The 21,504-nt window shown below is 73.1% G+C and carries 6 protein-coding genes; 4 read left to right on the top strand and 2 right to left on the bottom strand.

Annotation, left to right across the window (positions count from 1 at the left end; translation table 11 throughout):
* The first annotated feature begins 6 nt into the window (after nucleotides 1-6).
* Complete coding sequence (locus AB0I18_RS09425; protein ID WP_363104802.1) at nucleotides 7-426, top strand: CBS domain-containing protein; 420 nt, start codon at nucleotides 7-9, stop codon at nucleotides 424-426.
* A gap of 113 nt (nucleotides 427-539) precedes the next feature.
* Here AB0I18_RS09425 and AB0I18_RS09420 read toward each other — a convergent pair whose 3' ends face one another.
* Nucleotides 540-2,807 carry a 2-oxo acid dehydrogenase subunit E2 gene (locus AB0I18_RS09420; protein ID WP_363104801.1) on the bottom strand — a complete coding sequence of 756 codons (2,268 nt, stop codon included), beginning with the start codon at nucleotides 2,805-2,807 and terminating at the stop codon, nucleotides 540-542.
* 1 nt (nucleotide 2,808) lies between these two features.
* Entirely contained in the window at nucleotides 2,809-3,927 is a 1,119-nt protein-coding gene (pdhA, locus tag AB0I18_RS09415; protein WP_363104800.1) for a pyruvate dehydrogenase (acetyl-transferring) E1 component subunit alpha, read from the bottom strand.
* A 263-nt stretch (nucleotides 3,928-4,190) separates the two neighbouring features.
* On the opposite strand from pdhA, the gene AB0I18_RS09410 reads away from it, so the two are divergent.
* Genes AB0I18_RS09410 through AB0I18_RS09400 form a run of 3 tightly spaced genes read left to right on the top strand, consistent with a single transcriptional unit; the run spans nucleotide 4,191 to nucleotide 21,489 of the window.
* On the top strand, nucleotides 4,191-5,534 hold the full coding sequence (locus tag AB0I18_RS09410) for a cysteate synthase (RefSeq protein WP_363104799.1): 1,344 nt from the start codon (nucleotides 4,191-4,193) through the stop codon (nucleotides 5,532-5,534).
* Nucleotides 5,531-13,537 (top strand): amino acid adenylation domain-containing protein, encoded by an 8,007-nt coding sequence (locus AB0I18_RS09405; RefSeq protein WP_363104798.1) that lies wholly within the window; start codon nucleotides 5,531-5,533, stop codon nucleotides 13,535-13,537. The genes AB0I18_RS09410 and AB0I18_RS09405 overlap by 4 nt, the downstream gene beginning before the upstream one ends.
* Nucleotides 13,534-21,489 (top strand): amino acid adenylation domain-containing protein, encoded by a 7,956-nt coding sequence (locus AB0I18_RS09400; protein ID WP_363104797.1) that lies wholly within the window; start codon nucleotides 13,534-13,536, stop codon nucleotides 21,487-21,489. The genes AB0I18_RS09405 and AB0I18_RS09400 overlap by 4 nt, the downstream gene beginning before the upstream one ends.
* The last annotated feature ends 15 nt before the right edge of the window (nucleotides 21,490-21,504 follow it).

The following is a 21,504-nucleotide window of genomic DNA, read 5'->3' as shown; positions in this document are numbered from 1 at the left end:
ACCGCGATGGCCCAGCAAGTCCGCGAGATCATGACGAGCGCCCCCGTCTCGGTGGGCGCGCTCACCGCAGTGAGCGAGGTGGCGCATCGCATGCGCGACGAGGACATCGGCGCCGTGCTCGTCACCGAGGGCGACCGGTTGCGCGGGTTGGTGACCGATCGCGACCTGGTGATACGCGTGCTCGCTGAGGAGAAGGACCCCGGCGACACCACCGTTCAGGAGGCGTGCAGCCCTGAAATCGTCACTGTCGGGCCCGGCGACGAGGTCGGCCGCGCCGTACAGCTGATGCGTGAGCACGCGCTCCGCAGGCTGCCCGTGGTCGAGGGAGACCGGGCCGTGGGCATGGTCGCCCTCGCCGACCTGGCGATGGAACGCGATCCCTCGTCCGCCCTGGGCGACATCAGCGCGGCCGCCCCCAACAGGTGACCGCGCGGACGCCCGACCGGAAGACGCCCGACGAGAGAGTCCCGACCAGAAGGCGCCCGACGAGAGAGTGAGGTCCATGCCGTCGGACGCCGCATTCTTCGGCCACCCGGGGCTCACATGACGCCGCCGGGAGCGGCGATGCCGTCGATGACATGGCGGAGGAATCCGGCCGCGGCGGCGCCGTCGCAGACCCGGTGGTCGAAGGTGAGCGACAGGTGGACGACCTTGCGTACCTCCAGGCGGCCGTCCACCGCCCAGGGGCGATCGGTGATGCGGCCGACGCCGAGCATCGCGGCCTGGGGATGGTTGAGGATCGGTGTGGCGCCGTCGACGTCGAAGACGCCGTAGTTGTTCAGGGTGAACGTGCCGCCGGTGCGGTGCTCCGCCGTGAGCGGGCCCCGGCGGGCGAGGGCGGTCAACCGCCGTAGTTCGGCCGAGAGGTCGTCGGGCGACAGCCGGTCGGCGTCCCGTACGACGGGCACGACCAGACCGGCGTCGGTCTGCGCGGCGAAGCCCAGGTGCACCCGGGGCAGCCGGACGATCTCCGCGCGGTCGGCGTCGACGCGGGCGTTGAACTCGGGGAAGGCCGCGAGCCCGGCGAGACACGCTTGGGCGAGCAGCGCCAGGAGCCCTGTCCCGCGGGTGGCGCGAGCGGCGAACAGACCGGTGGCGTCGGTGTCCGCCCAGATGGTCACGGCGGGTGTGTCGCGATGACCGCGGAGGAACTTCTCGGCGGCGGCGTCCATCGGTATGCGTGTGCCGGTGGGTAGGTGTGTATCGGCCGGTAGCCGTGTGTCGGTCAGGAGGCGTGTGCCGGACTGCGGGCTCTCCGGCGTGCCGGCGGGATGCGGTGCGTGCGCGGGCGCGGGGTGTGGCGCGTCGGTCCGGTGGCTTCCACCGGCCTCTACGCCCGTCCCGGTCCCGTCGATCTCCCAGGTGCGCCTCGTGCCGGCCGGCGCCGGGGAGAACCGCCGTGACGCGCTCGTCCCGTAACCGGTGAGCACGGCGCCCGAGCCGCGCTCAGCCTCAGCCTCAGCCTCTGGCTCCGGCTCTGGCTCTGGCTCCGGCTCCGGCTCCGGCTCCGGCTCCGGCTCCGGCACAGCCTCCGTCACTGTGAGGAGCGGTGCTCCCACCCGGACGACCTGGCCGGCCCGGCAGTGCAGGGCTGTCACCGTCCCGGCGAACGGACTGGGCAGCGTCACCACTGACTTGGCCGTCTCGACCTCGACGACGACCTGGTCGTACTCGACGGCGTCGCCGACGGCGACCTGCCACTCCAGCACCTCCGCGTCCGCCAACCCCTCACCCAGATCCGGCAGATGGAAGATCCGGCCAGCGGAGAGCGACCCGGTACGGGAGGGGGCGGCTTCTCGGACCCGCCGTCCGGCGTCGGCGCGGGCATCGGCGGGCAACAGGCGGCGCAGACCGTCCAACACCCGGTCGGCGCCCGGCAGATGGGCGCCCTCCAGCAACGGCGGCGGATACGGGATGTCGAACCCAGTGACGCGCAGCACCGGCGCACGCAGCGCGTCGAAGCACCGCTCCTGCACCCGTGCGGCGATCTCGGCGCCGACCCCGGCGAAGCCCTGGGCCTCGTGCACCACCAGGCACCGCCCGGTCCGCCGTACCGACGCGGTGAGCGCGCGGTCGTCCAGCGGGACGAGGGTGCGCAGGTCCAGTACCTCCACGTCCAGGCCCTCGGCCGCGGCCCGGCGGGCCGCCTCCAGGGCCACCGCGACCGACGGGCCGTACGCCACCAGCGTGACGTCACGGCCGGCGCGGCGTATCGCGGCGGTGCCGAACGGCTCGGTGCGGGCCGGGAGTTCGAGCTCCTCCTTCGTCCAGTAGTGGCGTTTGGGCTCCAGGAAGATCACCGGGTCCGGGTCGTCGATCGCCTCGCGCAGCAGCGAGTACGCGTCCGCCGCCGTCGCCGGGGTCACCACCTTCAGGCCCGCGGTGTGCGCGTAGTACGCCTCGCTGGAGTCGCTGTGGTGCTCGACTCCGCCGATGCCGCCGCCGTACGGGACACGGATGACCAGCGGCAGCGTGAGGGCGCCCCGGGTGCGGTTGCGCGTCTTGGCCACGTGGGAGGTGATCTGCTCGAACGCCGGGTAGGCGAACGCGTCGAACTGCATCTCCACCACCGGCCGCCACCCGGCCATCGCCATCCCGACCGCCAGTCCGGCGATGCCGGCCTCGGAGACCGGCGTGTCGAAGCAGCGCCGGTCGCCGAACGTGTCGGTCAGCCCGTCGGTGACCCGGAAGACGCCACCGAGGCGTCCGACGTCCTCTCCGAAGACGACGACGCGTTCGTCGGCGCCGAGCGCGTCCCGCAGGGCGGAGTTGAGTGCCTGTCCCATCGCCAGGCCGGCGGCCGCCATGTCAGCACCCCTCCAACTCGGCCCGCAGCGACGCCCGTTGCTCGGCCAGCTGTGGGGTCGGTGAACTGAACACGTGGTCGAACAGGGCCAGCGGGTCGAGGGCGGGGTCCACGGAGAAGCGCTCGCGGACGTCGGTGGCGTACGCCTCCGCCTCGGCGGCCGTGGTCTTGACCTCGTCGTCGGTCAGCAGGCCGCGGTCCAGCAACTCGGCCTCCAGCCGGGTGATCGGGTCGCGGTCACGCCAGTGTTCGGCCTCGGCGGCCGGGCGGTAGCGGGACGGATCGTCGGCGCTGGTGTGGGGGGCCATGCGGTAGGTGTGTGCTTCCACCAGCCACGGTCCGCCGCCCGCCCGCGCGTCCTCGACGGCCGTTGTCAGGACGGCGAGTACGGCCGCGGCGTCGTTGCCGTCCACCTGCTCCGAGCGGATGCCGTAGCCGACTCCCTTGTACGCGAGGCTCGGTGCCGCGCACTGGGCGGACAACGGGACGGAGATGGCGTACCCGTTGTTCTGCACCAGGAAGACCACCGGTGCCCTCAGTACGCCCGCCAGGTTGAGGGCCTCGTGGAAGTCGCCCTCGCTGGTGGCGCCGTCGCCGACGAGCGCGAGGGCCACCGTGTCCGCGCCCTTGAGCCGCTCGCCGTGGGCCAGCCCGGTGGCGTGCGCGGCGTGGGTGGCCAGCGGGGTGCACTGCGGGGCGGTGCGGTGGCGCACCGGGTCGTAACCGCAGTGCGCGTCGCCGCGCAGCAGCGTCAACGCCTCGACGGGGTCGATCCCGCGGCTCACCAGCGCCACGCAGTCGCGGTAGGTGGGGAACAGCCAGTCGGTGTCGCGCAGCGCGAGCGCGGCGCCGACCTGGCAGGCCTCCTGGCCGAGGCTGGAGGGGTGGACCGCGAGCCGGCCCTGCCGGGCGAGCGCCGTCGCCTGCTCGTCGAAGCGGCGCCCGACGACCATCCTCCGGTACGCCGTCAGCAGCGACTCGGGCGGCGGCTCGGCGTACCCGCGGTGCTCCGCGTTCGTGTCGAATTCCCTTGTTTTGCCATTCGTTGACAGAAAGGAAACCGGAACATGGGACGGTAGCCAGGGTGAAGGGTCTGCCCATTTCTCGGCTTCGGTATGCATCGACGTATCGCCCATTCTTCCGGCACCCTTTCGTCACGGCATATGCATCTCGGATGATCTACGCAACCGGTGCTTTCTCAACCGCCCCGTGGATACGCGCAGGTGAAGCGGAACCGAACAGTCCGTGGGTTGTGTGCTGCCTGTGTGCATGATGCGCGCGTGTCAACTGAGCGTCGGCAAACGGTAATTCCCGAGTCGCTCGCCATTTCCCGAAGCCCGGTTCCAATTGATCAGCGAACGCGGAACTGCGGAAGGCAAGCGAAATGTCCCGAGTATGTCCGGGAACACGTCACTACACGGTTGTCTGTTCCTCATGCGGAACCCGCTACGAGGACGACGGCCTCCTCCTCGACTGCTCCCACTCCCACGAACCGGCATTTCTGCGCACCGAGTACGAGGGAAGCGGAACGCCCGCCCGTGAAAGTGCCGGGCTGTTCCGGCACGCCCCGCTGCTGCCGGTGGTGCGGACCTTCCCGGACATCCCCGGACCGGTCGTCCACCGCGCCGAGCGGCTCGGTCGCCGGATCGGCCTCGACCGGCTGTGGGTCGCCTTCAACGGGTACTGGCCGGAACGCGGGGCACAGCTGCCCACCTGCACGTTCAAGGACCTGGAGGCGTACACGGTGCTCGGGCGCCTGCCTGCCGCGCCGCCCGTCCTCGTGATCCCCTCGGCGGGCAACACCGCCGCCGCCTTCGCCTGGGCCGCCACCCGCCACCGGGTGCCCTGCCTGCTCGTCGTGCCCGCCCCGGCCCTGGAGCGCATGCGCTTCCCCGCGCCGCTCGACCCCGGCGTACGACTCCTCGTCCTCGACGGCACCGCCACCTACAGCGACGCCATCGCCTGCGCCGACCTGCTCGCGCGGCTTCCCGGCCACCATGCCGAGGGAGGCTCGCGCAACGTCGGCCGCCGTGACGGCCTGGGGACCGTGATGCTGGCCGCCGCCGAGGCCCTCGGGTGCCTGCCTCAGACCTATGTGCAGGCCGTCGGCAGCGGCACGGGAGCCATCGGCGCGCATGAGGCGGCGCACCGCATCCGCACGGGCGGCGAGGCGTTGCCACGCCTGCTGATGTGTCAGAACGCCCCCTTCGCGCCCCTGCACGACGCCTGGCGGTCCGCCGGCCGGGACCCGGCCTCGGGCCACCGCGAACACACGCTGTCGGCAGGCGATCCGACCGACCGTGAGCATGAGCCGCTCGCCCGCGAACTGACCAACCGCCGACCGCCGTTCACCGTCCGCGGCGGAGTCCGCGACGTGCTCACCGAGAGCGGCGGCGACGTCCTGTGCACCGACAACGAGGCCGCACTCGCCGCCATGGCCCTCTTCGAGGAGGTCGAGGGCATCGACATCGAGCCGGGTGCCGGGGTCGCCCTGGCCGCCTTGGCCGAAGCGGCCAGGACCGGGCGGGTCCGGCGCGACGAACTGGTGCTCCTCAACATCACCGGCGGCGGCCGGGCCCGTCAGGCCCACGACATCGCGCTCGTGCCCGCCGAGCCCTGGCTCCGCGTTCCCTGGCCCGGTCGCGACGAGGGCCCGCGGGTCGTCGCCGAGCAGGTGGAACGACTGCTGACGAGCGCCGCCCCTGTCGTCGAAAGGGCCGGCCGATGACCCTCCCTTCCACACCCCGCGTACTGGCCCTGTCCGCCGCCCAGCGTTCGATGTGGTTCGGCCAGCGGCTCGACAGCCCCGGTCCCGCCTACAACGTGGGCGAGTACACCGAGATCCACGGGCCCGTCGATCCCGTCCAACTCCGGGCGGCGGTACGGCAGGTGGTGGACGCCACCGAGACGTTGCGGGTCCGGTTCGAGGCCGAGGACGACACCGTCCGTCAGATCGTCGACCTGGCCGACCTCGTCGACATCGCCGGGGCCGATGGAGTCGATGGGTCCGATGGGCCTCTGCCCGTCGTCGACCTCACCGGCGAGCCCGATGCCCGGTCCGCGGGCGACGCGTGGATGGACGCCGACTTCGCCACGCCGTTCGACCTCGACCGGGGCCCGCTCTTCCGGTACGCGCTCCTGAAGCTCGCGGACGCCCACTGGATCTGGTACCAGGCCTATCACCACATCGCCGTCGACGGTTACAGCTGTTCCCTCATCGCCCGGCGGGTGGCCGACGCCTACACGGCCCTCGTCGCGGGCGCGCCGCACACCCCGCCGCCGGCGCCCCTCGCCCCGCTGGTCGCCGAGGACGAGGCCTATCGCGCCGGCGCACGGCACGAGTCGGACCGGGCGTACTGGACGAGCACCCTCGCCGACCGTCCCGACCCGGTGAGCCTGTCCGCCCGCCCGCCGCGCATCGACGACCACTTTCTCCGCCGCACCGGTCATCTCCCGCCGGCCGCAACGGACTTGGTGTACGCGGCCGCCGAGCACGCAGGGACCCGCTGGTCGCGGGTGGTCCTCGCGGCGACCGCCGCCTATCTGCACCGGCTCACCGGAGCCCGGGACGTCGTCCTGGGCCTCGCGGTCACCGCCCGTGAGAGCGCGGCGGAACTGGGCACCCCGGGCATGGCGTCGAACGTGCTGCCGCTGAGGCTGTCCGTACGGCCCGACACCGCCGCCTTCCACCTCGTACGCCAGGCGGCGGCCGCCACCCGCGACCTGCTGGCACACCAACGTCACCGCGGCGAGGACCTGCGCCGGGAGCTGGACTGGCCGCAGGGCGGGCGCCGCTTCTTCGGTCCCGTCGTCAACATCATGGCGTTCGGACCGGAGTTGAGGTTCGCCGGTCACCCGACCACCCGGCACAACCTGTCCACGGGGCCTGTCGAGGATCTCGCCGTCAACGTGTACGACCGCGCGGACGGCGACGGCATCCGCGTCGACTTCGACGCCGGCCCGGCCTCGTACTCGGACACGGAACTCACCGCCCATCACCGGCGTTTCGTGCGCTTCCTGGAACACTTCGCCGCCGCCGTGGTCGGCCCCGGCACCCCGGTCGGCCGGGTTGACCTGACGCTGCCCGAGGAGCGCGCGGATGCCCGGCTCGTCGGCGTCGCCGTGCGCGGGGGCGGAGGCGAGGGCGGGGCGACCGTGCCCGGACTCTTCGCGGCCCGGGTCGCGGCCGACCCGGACGGCACGGCCGTCGTCGCCCATGGGAACAACGGGAAGCACGGGAAGAACGGGCAGCAGGGGGAACACCCTGTCAGCTACCGGCAGTTGAACGCCCGAGCCAACCGGCTCGCCCATCGCCTGATCGGCCTCGGAGTCCGGCCCGAGGACCGCGTCGCTGTCCTGATGTCCCGCTCCGACGGACTCCTCACCGCGCTGCTGGCCGTCCTCAAGGCAGGCGCCGCGTACGTCGGCCTCGATCCGGGCGCCCCGGCCGGCCGCACCCGCCGGATCCTCACCGAAACCGGCGCGATGGTGCTGTTGACCGACACCGCGCTCGCCGAGACGGCGGGGGAGATGAGGGAGAGGGAGGGGACGGAGGCAGAGAACACGAGGGAGGCCGGGGCGGCGGGCGACCGTCCTGTCCTCGTCACCGACGCCGATCCGATCCTTGCGGCGGAGCCGGACACCGACCCCGCCGTGCCCCTGCACCCGGCCCAACTCGCGTACGTCAGCTACACCTCCGGCTCCACCGGCACTCCGAAGGGAGTCGCCGTCACCCATCACGACGTCACCGCCCTCGCCACCGACCCGGCCTTCGGTGACGGCGCGCACACGCGTGTGCTGGTCCACTCGCCGACCGCGTTCGACGCCTCCACGTACGAGATGTGGGTGCCGTTGCTGAACGGCGGCACGGCCGTGATCGCCCGGCCGGAGGAGACGGTGGACGCCGCCGCCGTCGCGCGGCTGACGGCACGTCACGGACTGACGGCACTGTGGCTCACCGCCGGGCTGTTCCGGCTCGCCGCCGAGGAGGACGCGGGCTGCTTCGCCGGGCTGCGCCAGGTGTGGACCGGTGGCGAGGCAGTACCCGCCTCCGCCGTGCGCCGGGTCCTGGCGGCCTGCCCGGCGCTGACCGTCACCAACGGCTACGGGCCGACCGAGACCACCACCTTCGCCACCAGCCGCCCCTGCCCGGCGGGCGCGCCCGTGCCGGACCCGCTGCCCATCGGCCGACCCCTGGACGGCATGCGGGCGTACGTGCTCGACGGCGCCCTGCAGCCGGTTCCACCGGGCACGGTGGGGGAGTTGTACGTCGCGGGCCCCGGTGTGGCCCGCGGCTACCTGGGCCGCCCGGGCGCCACCGCCGAGCGGTTCACCGCCGACCCGTACGGCCCGCCCGGCACCCGGATGTACCGCACCGGCGACCGGGTCCGACTGGCAACGGGCGGCGGCGAGTTGGAGTTCCACGGCCGCGCCGACGGCCAGGTCAAGCTGCGCGGGTTCCGCATCGAACCCGGCGAGATCGAGACGGCCCTCACCGCCCGGCCCGAGGTCGCCCAGGCGGTCGCCGTCGTCCGCGAGGACCGCCCCGGCGACCGGCGCCTGATCGCCTACGTGGTCCCCGCCGGGCACACATCACCGGATACGGAGGCCCTGCGCGGCCAACTAGCCGAGCATCTGCCCGACTTCATGGTGCCCTCCGCCGTCGTCCTCCTGGACCGGCTGCCGCTGACCGCGAACGGCAAACTCGACCGGGCCGCGCTGCCGGCCCCGCCGACCGCCGCCGTTCGCGCCCGGTCCGCACGCACCTCGTACGAATCCGCTCGCACCCCGCAGGAGGAGGTGTTGTGCGCCCTGTTCGCGGACATCCTGGGCCTGCCGGACATCGGTCCCCGCGACGGCTTCTTCGCCCTCGGCGGCCACTCGCTGCTCGCCCTGCGGCTCCTCGGCCGCATCCGCGTCGCGTTCGGTGTCGAACTGACCCTGCGTGACGTATTCCAGGCGCCCACCCCGTCCGGGCTCGCCCGGCTGGTCGGCACCGGGACGGCAGCCGTACGACCCGCTCCCTCCCGGCCGACCGCGCGAACCGTTCCGGGCGAGGCCCCGCTGTCGTCCGCCCAGCGGCGGCTGTGGTTCCTGCACCGGGTGGAGGGGCCCGGTGCCGCGTACAACATCCCCCTCGCCGTACGGCTGACCGGCGGCCCGCTCGACGCGGACGCCCTGCGTGCCGCCCTCACCGACCTCGTCGCCCGGCACGAGATCCTGCGCACCGTCTACCCGGACACCGACGGCATCCCGCGCCGTCGGACGCTGGACCTCTCCCGTCCCGAGCTGCGCGTCACGCACGCCACCGAGACCGAACTCCCCGAGCAGCTCGCGGAGTTGGCGGGAGACGGCTTCCACCTCGCCGACGACATACCGTTCCGCGCCCACCTCCTCGTCCTCGGCCCCGAGGACCACGTACTCCTGCTCGTCCTGCACCACATCGCGGCGGACGGCTGGTCCCTGGACCCCCTCGCCCGCGACCTCGCGACCGCCTACCGGGCACGGCTCGCAGGACGGGAACCGGGGTGGGCGCCACTGCCCCTTCAGTACGCCGACTACTGCTCCTGGCAGAACGACGTGACCGGCAACACCGACCTGGCAGACCGTCAACTGGTGTACTGGCAGGAGGCTTTGGCCGGTCTCCCCGACGAACTCCCGCTGCCCACAGACCGGCCGCGCCCGGCCCGCGCCACCCACCGCGGCGGCGACATTCCCGTCCGGTGGGACGCGGTTCTCCACCGGCACCTGCGCGAACTGGCCACCGAGAGCGGAACGACGGTGTTCATGGCCGTGCAGGCGGGACTGGCCACGCTGCTCACCCGGCTGGGCGCGGGCACCGACATCCCGCTCGGCACGCCGGTCGCGGGCCGCGCCGACGAGGTGCTCGACGACATGGTCGGCTGTTTCCTCAACACCCTCGTCCTGCGCACCGACACCTCCGGCGACCCGACGTTCCGGGAACTGCTGACCCGGGTCCGGGAGACGGACCTGGCGGCCTACGCGCACCAGGACCTGCCCTTCGAGCAGGTGGTCGAGGCCCTGAACCCGCCCCGCTCGCTCGCCCGGCACCCGCTCTTCCAGGTGATGCTGGCCTTCCGTCCCACCGCCGGACCCCACCTCGACCTCCACGGGCTGCACCCTCAGACGCTGCCCGTGGAGACCGGAGCCACCAAGATCGACCTGACGTTCAACCTGGGCGAACACCGAGCCCCCGACGGGTCGCCGGACGGCATCGAAGGCATCCTCCAATACAGCGCCGACCTCTTCGACCGCCGTACGGCCGAGGAGCTGGCCGCGCGGCTGGAACGGCTGCTGCGGGCCGCCGTCGACGCTCCCGACCGGGTGATCGGTGACCTCGACATCCTCGCGGAGGACGAACGCCGGCGTCTGCTCGTCGAGTTCAACGACACAGGGCGGGACGTTCCGGACACCACCTTCCCGCGGCTGTTCGAGGCGCGTGCCGCCGCGACCCCGGACGCGGTAGCGGTCGAGGACGCCGAGGTGCGACTGACGTACCGTCAACTCGACGTCCGCGCCGATCTGTTGGCGCGCACTTTGACGTCGTACGGCGCGGGACCGGGCCGGATCGTGGCCTTCGCGCTGCCCCGGTCGGTGGACCTCGCGGTCGCCGTGCTGGCGGTTCTCAAAGCGGGCGCGGCCTACCTGCCGCTCGACCCGGAGCACCCGGCCGAGCGCACCGCCTACCTGCTCGCCGACGCGGCCCCCGTATGCCTGATCACCCGGGACCGGCTCCCGTTCCCCGTCGACTGCGTCGTCGTAACCCCCGACTCGGCCCCCGACACAGCCTCCGACGACCCCGGCACACCCCTCGCCGAGGCACGCCCCGCCGACCCCGCCTATCTGATCTACACCTCCGGCACCACCGGCCGCCCCAAGGGCGTCGTCGTCGAACACCACAACCTCACCACCTACGTGGCCCGATGCGTCGAGGCGTACCCGAGCCTGCGCGGCACCTCACTGCTGCACGCCACCATGTCCTTCGACGCCACCGTGACCACCCTCCACGGAGCCCTCGCCGCGGGCGGCCGGGTGCACATCGCCGCCTTCCACGAGGCGGGCGCCGCGCCGCTGCCCGATGGCTACACCTTTCTCAAGGCCACTCCCAGCCACCTCCCGCTGCTGCCCGCCCTGCCGCACGACCTGTCGCCCACCCAGGAGTTCATGCTGGGCGGTGAAGCGCTGGTCGGCGAGGCCCTGCGGGCCTGGCGCCGCGACCACCCGCGGGTACGCCTCATCAACCACTACGGTCCGACCGAACTCACCGTCGGCTGCACCGATCACCGCATCGAACCCGGCGACGACCTCCCGACCGGACCCGTGCCGATCGGCCGCCCCATGTGGAACACCCGGGCCTACGTCCTGGACGCGCGGCTGAATCCCGTACCGGCCGGTGTGGAGGGCGAGTTGTACATCGCCGGCGATCACGTGACCCGCGGCTACTGGAACCGGCCGGGCCCGACCGCCGAGCGGTTCGTCGCCGATCCCTTCGGGCCGCCCGGCGAGCGCGTGTACCGCACCGGCGACCTGGCCGTGCGCCGCGCGGACGGCACCCTGGAACTGCGCGGGAGGGCCGACGGCCAGCTCAAGATCCGCGGCCTGCGGATCGAGCCCGGCGAGATCGAGGGCGTGCTGACCGCCCATCCCGCCGTCACCCAGGCCGCGGTGGTGGTGCGCGCGGACGGTACCGGCGTCCGGCGCCTCGTCGGATACGTCGTCGGGGCCGCCGACGACGACCGCCCCGCCGTCCTTGCGCACGCCGCCCGGCGCCTGCCCGTCCATATGGTCCCGGAAACGCTCGTGGTCCTTGACGCCCTGCCGATGACACCCAACGGCAAGCTGGACCGCGCCGCACTTCCGGCACTCCACGCGCGGGCCGCCGGGGAGACGGGCGACCGGGAGACGGGCGATCGGGAGAGGGATGGCCGGGAGACGGATGTCCGGCAGGCGAAGCGCCGGGCACCGGGCACTCCGCAGGAGGAGACTCTCCGGGAACTGTTCGCCGACGTCCTCGGTGTCCCCGCGGACGACGTGGGCGTCGACGACGGCTTCTTCGACCTCGGCGGCGACAGCATCGTCTCCATTCACCTCGTGAGCCGTGCGCTCGCCGCGGGCCTGCGGCTGACCCCGCGCGACGTGTTCGAGCAGCGGACCATCGCCGCTCTCGCCGCCCTGGCGGCAGACCGCCCGACCGCTGATCCGGCCCGGGAGCAGGAACCCGCCGTCGGTACCCTGCCCCTCACCCCGGCCATGCACCGGCTGCGTGAACGGGGCGGCCCGGTCGGCTCGTTCAGCCAGTCGGTCCTGCTCGTCGCCCCCGCCGGGGCCGACGAGAAGCGGCTGACGGCCGCGCTGCAAACTCTGTTGGACCACCACGACGTCCTGCGGATGCGCCTGGGCGCCGGTGACCGGACGGCGGCCGTCCCGCCGCCCGGATGCCTCGACGCGAGCGCGCTGCTCGACCGGGTCGCCGTGCAGGACGGTGACTTCGCGTCCGCACTGCACAAGTCATTGCACAGGCCTGAGCTTCAACTGGACCCGGATACAGGACGGTTGCTGCACGCGGTCTGGTTCGACGCCGGACAAGACCGCATGGGGCGGCTGCTGCTGACGGTGCATCACTTGGCCGTGGACGGCGTGTCCTGGGGCATCCTCCGTTCCGATCTGGTCGCCGCCTGGCGCGAGGAGGAACTGCCCGCGCCGGGCACCTCTTTCCGGCACTGGGCCCGGCTCCTGGAACGGGAGGCCCGCACCCCGGCGAGGACGGCCGAACTGCCGCTGTGGCAGGGGATGTCGGAGGCCCTGGACCCGCTGCTCGGCGCCCGGCGACCCGACCCCGGACAGGACGTGGCCGGCACGATGCGCCATCTCGCCCGGGAACTCCCGGCCGAGGTCACCACCGACCTGCTCACCACCGTTCCCGCCGTCTTCCACGCCGGCCCCGACGACGTGCTGCTCGCCGCGCTGGCGGCCGCGTTCGTCCGGTGGCGGCGGCACGGGGACGCTCACCCGGCCCTGCTCGTCGACATCGAGCGGCACGGCCGTGCGGAGATCGCCGACGGCATCGACCTGTCGCGCACGGTGGGCTGGTTCACCAGCGTCGTTCCGGCCCGGCTCGACCTCGCGGGAGTCGACCTCGAAGACCCGGCCCACGTCCTCAAGAGTGTCAAGGAGCAGCTGCGGGCCGTACCCGACCACGGCATCGGCCACGGTCTGCTCCGCCACCTGAATCCCGAGACCGGTCCGGCCCTCGCCGCGCTCCCGGTCCCGCAGATCGGCTTCAACTACCTGGGCCGTACGCCGGGCAGTACTCCGGGCAGCACTCCGAGCCGCACCCCCGGGGAGCCGGTGGCCGACTGGTCGGCGGCCCCGGAAGTACTCCCCGGCCCCGGCCCGTCCCACCTGGGCGCGGCGCACGACCCCGCCATGCCCGTCGCGCACGGCCTGGAGATCACCGCCGCGACCACCGGCGACGGCCGGCTCACAGCCACCTGGTCCTGGGCCCCGGGCATCTGGTCCGAGGATGACGTACGCACCCTCGCCGACCTGTGGTTCGAGGCACTGGCCTCGCAGGCAGCCCAGGCCACCCAGGCCGACGGCACCCGGGCGGGCGGGCACACCCCGTCCGACCTGCCCCTGGTGTCGCTGTCCCAAGCAGAGATCGACGAACTCGAAGCCGAGTTCGGAAACGTTGGAGGTAACTCACGGTGACTCGGTCCGGTATCGCCGACATCCTGCCCCTGTCGCCGTTGCAGGAAGGCCTGCTCTTCCACGCCCTGTACGACGGCGAGGAGTTGCCCGACGTCTACGCCGCCCAGCAGATCCTGGAGCTGCCGGCCCCGGTCGACCCCGCCGCCGTACGCGCCGCCGGCCAGGCCCTGCTCGACAGGCATCCGAACCTGCGTGCCTGCTTCCGCCGCCGGGACGCCGGACCGCCCCTGCAGATCGTGCCCACGGACGTCGAACTGCCCTGGGCCGAGGCGGAGTTGTACCCGTTGGGCGAGGCCGAGCGGGGCAAGGAGTGGGAGCGCCTGCTGGACGAGGAGCGCACCCGCCGCTTCGATCTCACGAAGCCGCCGCTCCTGCGGTACCTGCTGGTCCGCTGGTCCGCGGACTCGTACCGGTTGGTCGTCACCAATCACCACATCCTGCTCGACGGCTGGTCGAAGCAGCTGCTCGTACGTGAGTTCAGTGCGCTGTACGCGGGTGAGCACCCGACCGCGCTGCCCCACGCACCGGCCTATCGCGACTACCTCGGCTGGCTGGCACGCCAGGACCGAACCGCCGCCGAGACGGCCTGGCGCCAGGCCCTGTCCGGGGTGGGCGAATCCGTCCCGCTCACCCCTGCCGGGACCGGCGGGACGACCGGCGCGAGCCATACAACTCGTACGGCCCCCAAGACCGGCATCGCCGGTACCGCCGCTACGGCCGTCCTGCCTGAGGAACTCGTCGTCGAACTGCCCGAAGCGCTGAGCCGGGCAGCCGACACGGCCGCCCGCTCCCTCGGGATCACCCTCAACACCCTCGTCCAGGGCGCCTGGGGCGTGCTCCTCGGCCGTCTGACCGGTCGCACCGACGTCGTCTTCGGGCAGACCGTCACCGTCCGCCCGCCCGAGCTGCCGAACGTCGCCTCCCTGGTGGGTTTCTGCATCAACACCGTTCCCACCCGCGTTCGTTGGGACGACAGCGGCACGGTCGCCGACCTGCTCACCGGCCTTCAGAACCGGCAGACGAACCTGCTCCCGCACCAGCACCTCGGCCTCGCCGCCATCCGGCGCGCCACCGCCACCGCCACCGCCACGGACACGGGCGCTGCCACCGCAACCGGCTCCGGCTCCAGCTCGGGCTCGGGCTCGGGCGAACTCTTCGACACCCTGCTCGCCTTCGAGAGCTACCCGGTCTCGGTCGGCCCCGGCACCGGACCGCCCCGGGTCACCCAGCTCACCGGCAGCGACGCCACCCACTACCCCCTGACTCTCTCCGTCCTGCCCGCCCGCCGCCTGGCGCTCCGCCTCTGCTACCGGCCCGACCTGTACGACGAGACCGGCGCCCGCGCCCTCCTGGACCGCTTCGCCGTCACCCTTGAGGCGCTGGCCACGGACCCGTCGCGCCGCGTCGGCGAGGTGGAAGTGCTGCTGCCGGGGGAGCGGGAACGCCTGCTCAACAAGGGCAACGGCGTGGCCCCCGCCGACGCGTCGACGGCCACCGCACCCCGGCCGCTGTCCCCGCCCCTCCCCGAACTCTTCGCCCGCCAGGCGGCCCGCACCCCCGACGCGACGGCCCTGGTGCACGACGGCACCCGGCTCACCTACGCCGAACTCGACGCGCGGGCGGACCGGTTGGCACGGCTGCTGGCGGCACGCGGCGCCGGCCCGGAGCGGCTGGTGGCGCTCGCGCTGCCCCGCTCGCCGGAGCTGGTGGTGGCCGTCCTTGCGGTGCTCAGGACCGGCGCGGCGTACGTACCCATGGACCCCGACTACCCGGCGGACCGGCTGGCCTTCATGCTGGCCGACGCCGCGCCGGTGCTCCTGGTCACGACGACGGACGTCGCACCGGACCTGCCCGCCTCCGAGGTCCCCGTGATCATGCTGGACGAGCGGCTGCCCGAAGACCTGGGCCCTGTCCCGCCGCTGTCCCTGACGGGCGATCACCTCGCGTACGTCATCTACACCTCCGGCTCCACGGGACGGCCGAAGGGCGTCGCGGTGCCGCACCGGAACGTGGTCCGGCTGCTGGAGTCCACCCGCCACTGGTTCGACTTCGGCCCGGACGACGTGTGGACGCTGTTCCACTCCTACGCCTTCGACTTCTCCGTCTGGGAACTGTGGGGAGCGCTGCTGCACGGCGGCACACTCGTGATCGTGCCGTTCGCGGTGAGCCGCGAACCGGCGGAGTTCCTGCGGCTGCTCGCCCGCGAACGGGTCACGGTACTGAACCAGACACCGTCGGCATTCGGGGAACTGCTGCGCGCCGAGGCCGAACTGCCGGACGTCTCACGAGACCTGACACTCCGATACGTCGTCTTCGGCGGCGAGCCGCTCGACTTCGCCCAGGTCACCGAGTGGTACACGCGCCATCCGCAGGACGCCCCCGTCCTGGTGAACATGTACGGGATCACCGAGACGACCGTCCACGTCACCGGACTGCCGCTGACCGCAGGCAGGGTGACGGGGAGTCGGGCAGGCGCGATCGGGCAACCCATCCCCGACCTGCGCGCCTACGTCCTGGACGCCGGCCTGCGGCTCGTACCCCCGGGAAGGACCGGCGAACTCTACGTGGCCGGCGAGGGCCTGGCCCGCTGCTACTTGGGCCGGCCGGCCCTGACGGCGGGTCGGTTCGTGGCGGACCCGTTCGGTGCTCCGGGTGAACGGATGTACCGGACGGGTGACTTGGCGCGCTGGTCGGCCGAAGGTGGTGAGCTGGAGTATGCGGGCCGGTCGGACGATCAGGTCAAGATCCGGGGCTTCCGTATCGAACTGGGCGAGGTCGAGGCGGCGCTCGCCGGTCACCTCGAGGTGGCGCAGGCGGCCGTTCTCGTACGGGACGGACGCCTGGTCGGATACGTCGTTCCTGGCACCCTCGGTGCTCTCGGCACTCCTGGCTCGGCTGCCGGCCCGGACCCGGACCCGGCGGCAGTGCGCCGGCACGCGGCCCGCACGCTGCCTGACCACATGGTCCCGTCGGCCGTCGTCGTCCTGGACCGGTTGCCACTGACCGCCAACGGCAAGCTGGACCGCGCCGCCCTGCCCGCCCCCGCCGCCACCGGGACGAGTGCGGCCGGCGTGGCGGGACGGGCCCCGCGTACCCCGCAGGAGGAGATCCTGTGCGGCCTGTTCGCCGACGTCCTCGGCCTCGGCACGCATCAAGTGGGCGCGGACGACGGCTTCTTCGACCTCGGCGGCGACTCCCTGCTCGCCATGCGACTCGCCGACCGCGTACGGGCCGCGCTCGGCACCACGCTGCCGGTACGGGCGGTCTTCGAGACACCGACGCCCGCCGGACTCGCGGCCCGGGCGAGCGAGGCGGACGACGAACGGCGCCCCGAGCTCACGCGCCGGGACCGGGGGACGGACCCGCTTCCGCTGTCGTACGCCCAGCAGCGTCTGTGGTTCATGAACCGCCTCGACGGCGGCCACACCACCTACACCGTCCCCTGGGCCCTGCGCCTCACCGGAGCACTCGACCGGCAGGCGCTGGAGGCGGCACTCGCCGACGTCGTGGCCCGCCACGAACCGCTGCGCACCCTCTGCCCGGACGTCCAGGGCACCCCGTACCAGCGGATCCTGGACCCGGCGGAGGCCCGGCCCCACCTGTCGGTCGCCCCGGTCACCGAGGGGACGCTTCCCGCGCTGCTCGCCGCCGCCGCGGGACAGCGGTTCGACCTCGCCACCGACCTTCCGCTGCGCGTCACCCTGTACGAACTCGGCCCCGGCACACACGTCCTGCTGCTGCTCGCCCACCACATCGCCGTGGACGGCTGGTCGATGGCACCGCTGACGCGCGACCTGGAGACGGCGTACGCGGCCCGGTCGGCGGGCCGCGCACCGGAGTGGCAGCCCTTGCCGATCGAGTACGGCGACTTCGCACACTGGCAGCGTGCTCTGCTCGGCCCCGAGGACGCGCCGAGTGAGATGATGGCCCGTCAGGCAGCCTTCTGGAGCGAGGCGTTGGACGGCGCACCCGAGGAACTGCCCCTCCCGGCGGACCGCCCGAGGCCCGCGGAACCCAGCGGCCGAGGAGACCGTGCCGCCGTCGCCCTCGACACGGAACTGCACGCCGGGCTCGCCGATCTCGCCGCGTCCTCGCGTGTCACGCTCTTCATGGTGCTCCAGGCGGGACTCGCCGCGCTGCTGACCCGGCTCGGATCCGGCACGGACGTCCCGGTCGGCACGCCGGTCGCCGGACGGGCCGACGGCAGGCTCGACGACCTCGTGGGCTTCTTCGTCAACAGCCTCACCCTGCGCACCGACACCTCCGGCAACCCCACCTTCCGCCAACTCCTGCACCGGGTACGGGACATCGACCTGGCCGCCTACGCCCACCAGGACGTGCCGTTCGACCTCCTCGTGGACGCGATCAGTCCCGAACGCACCCTCGCCCGCCACCCCCTCTTCCAGGTCATGCTGGCCTTCACCGGCCACGCCGCCGTCCCCGAACCGTCCCTGCCCGGCCTGGGTGTGTCCCGCGAACCCGTCGAGACCGGAGCCGCCCGCTTCGACCTCTCCCTGTACCTCACCGAGCACCGCCATGACGACGGTTCCCCGGCGGGCATCGACGGCGTCGCCGAGTACAGCACCGACCTGTTCGACCCCGCCACCGCGCAGCGGCTCTCGCGACAGCTCGTACGCCTCCTGGCCGCTGTCGCCGCCGACCCCGACCGGCGCATCGGCGACGTCGACCTCCTCGACGAGGCGGAACGACGGCGGCTCGCCGAATGGAACAGCACGCCGTACGAGGTGCATCCGGCGTCTTTGGCCGAACTGTTCCGCGAGCAGGCGCTGCGGACCCCCGACGCCCCGGCCCTGAACGAGCTGTCGTACGCCGAACTCGACGCCCGGGCAGGCCGGTTGGCGCGCGAGCTCGCGGGGCGCGGCCTCGGACCGGGCGACGTGGCGGCCGTGGTGCTGCCGCGCTGCGCGGACCGGATCGTCGCCATCCTGGCGGTGGCGCTGACCGGCGCGGCGTTCCTGCCGGTGGACCCGGGGCTGCCCCGGGAGCGCGTCGACTTCATGCTGAGCGATGCCCGGCCGTCGTACGTGCTGGACGACGTCACGATGTACGCCGCGAAAGGCGGTGCGTCGGATGACCTGAGTGAACCGGCTGAACCGGGTGAGTTGGGTGAACCGGGTGAGCTGGGTGAACTGCCGACGGTGTACGACCCCGCTCAGGCCGCGTACGTCATCTACACCTCAGGTTCCACGGGCGTGCCGAAGGGCGTGGTCGTCGAGAACCGCGGGCTGGCCGCCCTCGCGCGGACCCAGAACGAGCGCTTCGGCCTTGGCCCGGACTCCAGGGTGCTGCAGTTCTCCGCGCCCGGGTTCGACGCCTCGGTGATGGAACTGCTGATGGCGTTCGCCTCCGGCGGGACGCTGGTGGTGCCGACGGAGACCGGTCCGCTGGTCGGCGAGGCCCTGGAACGGGCGTTGACGGAAGGCGGGATCACCCACGCCCTGATCCCGCCCGCCGCTCTCGCGACGCTCCCCGACACCTGCGAACTGCCCGGACTGCGGACCCTGGTGGTGGGTGCGGAGGCGTGTCCGGGTGAGCTGGTGGCCCGCTGGGCGCCCGGCCGGCGCATGGCCAACGCCTACGGGCCGACCGAGTCGACGGTGTGCGCGACGATCAGCGTCCCGCTCGCCGGCGATCAGGCCCCGCCCATCGGCCGCCCGGTCGCCGGTACGCGGGCGCATGTCCTGGACGCCTGGCTGCGACCGGTCCCGCCCGGTGTGGTGGGCGAGTTGTACCTCGCCGGTGACGGCGTCGCCCGCTGCTATCTGGGCCGGCCGGGACTGACGGCGGGTCGGTTCGTGGCGGACCCGTTCGGTGCTCCGGGTGAACGGATGTACCGGACGGGTGACTTGGCGCGCTGGTCGGCCGAAGGTGGTGAGCTGGAGTACGCGGGCCGTGCGGACGATCAGGTCAAGATCCGGGGCTTCCGCATCGAGCCCGGCGAGGTCGAGGCGGTGCTCGCCGGTCACCCCGAGGTGGCGCAGGCGGCCGTTCTCGTACGGGACGGACGCCTGGTGGGATACGTCGTTCCCGGCACCCCCGGCGACTCGCCCCTCGACCCGTCGTCGGTACGGCGGCACGCGGAACGGACGCTGCCCGACTACATGGTCCCCTCGGCCGTCGTCGTCCTCGACGCCCTGCCGCTGACCCCGCACGGCAAGCTCGACCGCAAGTCCCTGCCCGCCCCCGCAGACGCAGCCGCAGCCGCCGAGATGCCCGCCGGACAGACACCCGCGAGCCCCGCCACCCCTGCCACTCCAGCCGAACAGGTCCTCGCCGACCTCTTCCGTGACCTCCTGAAGCTCCCCGAAGTCCCCCTCGACCAGGGCTTCTTCGCACTCGGCGGGGACAGCATCTCGTCGATCCGGCTGGTGAGCCGCGCGGCGGAGGCCGGAGTGGTGATCAGCCCCCGGGACGTGTTCGAGCACCAGACGGTGGCCGGCCTGGCAGCGGTGGCCCGAGGCACGGTGGGAGCGGCAGGCACCACGGACGACGGAGTCGGCCCGCTGCCCCTCACCCCCGTGATGCGATGGCTGCTGGAACGCGGCGGACCGGTCGACCGGCTCAGCCAGTCCGTCCTTCTGACGGTCCCGGCGGGTGCCGGACTGCCGCACCTGACCAAGGCCCTGCAAGCCCTCGTCGACCACCACGACATGCTCCGCGCCCGGCTCACCCCCTCCCTGGAACTCGACGTCGCCCCGGTGGGCCGAGTGCGCGCCGCCGACCTGCTCGACCGCCGGGACATCGCCGGGACGCACGACCAACACCGAGCCGTGGCCGAGGAGTTCGACCGAGTGCTGGGGCTGCTCGACCCGGCCACCGGAGCGATGGTGCGCGCCGTGTGGTTCGACGCCGGTCCTGACCGCACCGGGCGCCTGCTGCTCGTCGTCCACCACCTGTCCGTGGACGGCGTGTCCTGGCGAATCCTCGTGCCCGACCTGGCGACGGCGTGGGCGGCGGTCGCACAGGGCCGTACGCCGAAATTCCCGCCGGTCGGCACGTCGTTCCGCCGCTGGTCCGGGCTGCTCGGCGAGGAGGCCCGCAGGCCCGCACGCGTCGGCGAGGCCGAACTGTGGCGCCGTATGCTCGCCGCCCCGCGCACACCACTGGGCGCCCGCCCGCTCGACCCCGACCGGGACACCGCCGCCACCACCCGCTCGCTCCGCCGCACGCTGCCGCCCGAGGCGACCGGCCCGCTGCTCACCACCGTCCCGTCCGCCTTCGGCACCGGCACACAGGGCGTCCTGCTCGCCGGCCTCGCCCTGGCCGTCGCCGACCGGCAGGGCTCACCGCACGTCCTCGTCGACGTCGAGGGGCACGGCCGCGAGGAACTGACGACCGGGCTCGACCTGTCCCGCACGGTCGGCTGGTTCACCTCGCTCTACCCGGTCCACCTCGACCTGGCAGGCCTCGACCTGCCCGACGCGCTGGCCGCCGGACCCGCCGCCGAGACCGCGGCCCGGCGCGTCGACGAACGGCTGCGCGCACTGCCGGACCACGGCATCGGCCACGGCCTGCTGCGCCACCTCAACCCCGACACGGCACCCGGCCTGGCCGAGCCGCCCGCCCCCGAACTCGGCTTCAACTACCTGGGCCGGTTCGCCGCCCCGGCCGCCACCGACACCTCGCCCTGGACCTTCGCCCCCGAGTCGTCGGCCCTCGGCAGCGGGTCCGACCCCGGTCTCGCCGCCGCCCACGTGCTCGACCTCAACGCGGTCGTCCACGACTCCGACACCGGACCCCGGCTGGTGGCCGACTGGTCGTGGCCCGACGGCGTACTGACCGAGACGGAGGTACGCGCTCTGGCGGACGCGTGGTTCGCCGCGCTGGCCGCCCTCACCTCCCGGGCCGGCCGCTCTTCAGCAGGCGAGGCGGAGCCCCTCGCACTCTCCCAGGACGAACTCGACGAACTCACCGCGGGCCTCGATGGCTAGCACGGCCCGGCACAC

Origin of the sequence: Streptomyces sp. NPDC050704, from assembly GCF_040654355.1 — a bacterium.
In the GTDB taxonomy this organism is placed as follows: Bacteria; Actinomycetota; Actinomycetes; order Streptomycetales; family Streptomycetaceae; genus Streptomyces.
The sequence above is the reverse complement of the archived record's forward strand: the minus strand, read 5'-3'. Positions and strand labels throughout refer to the sequence as shown.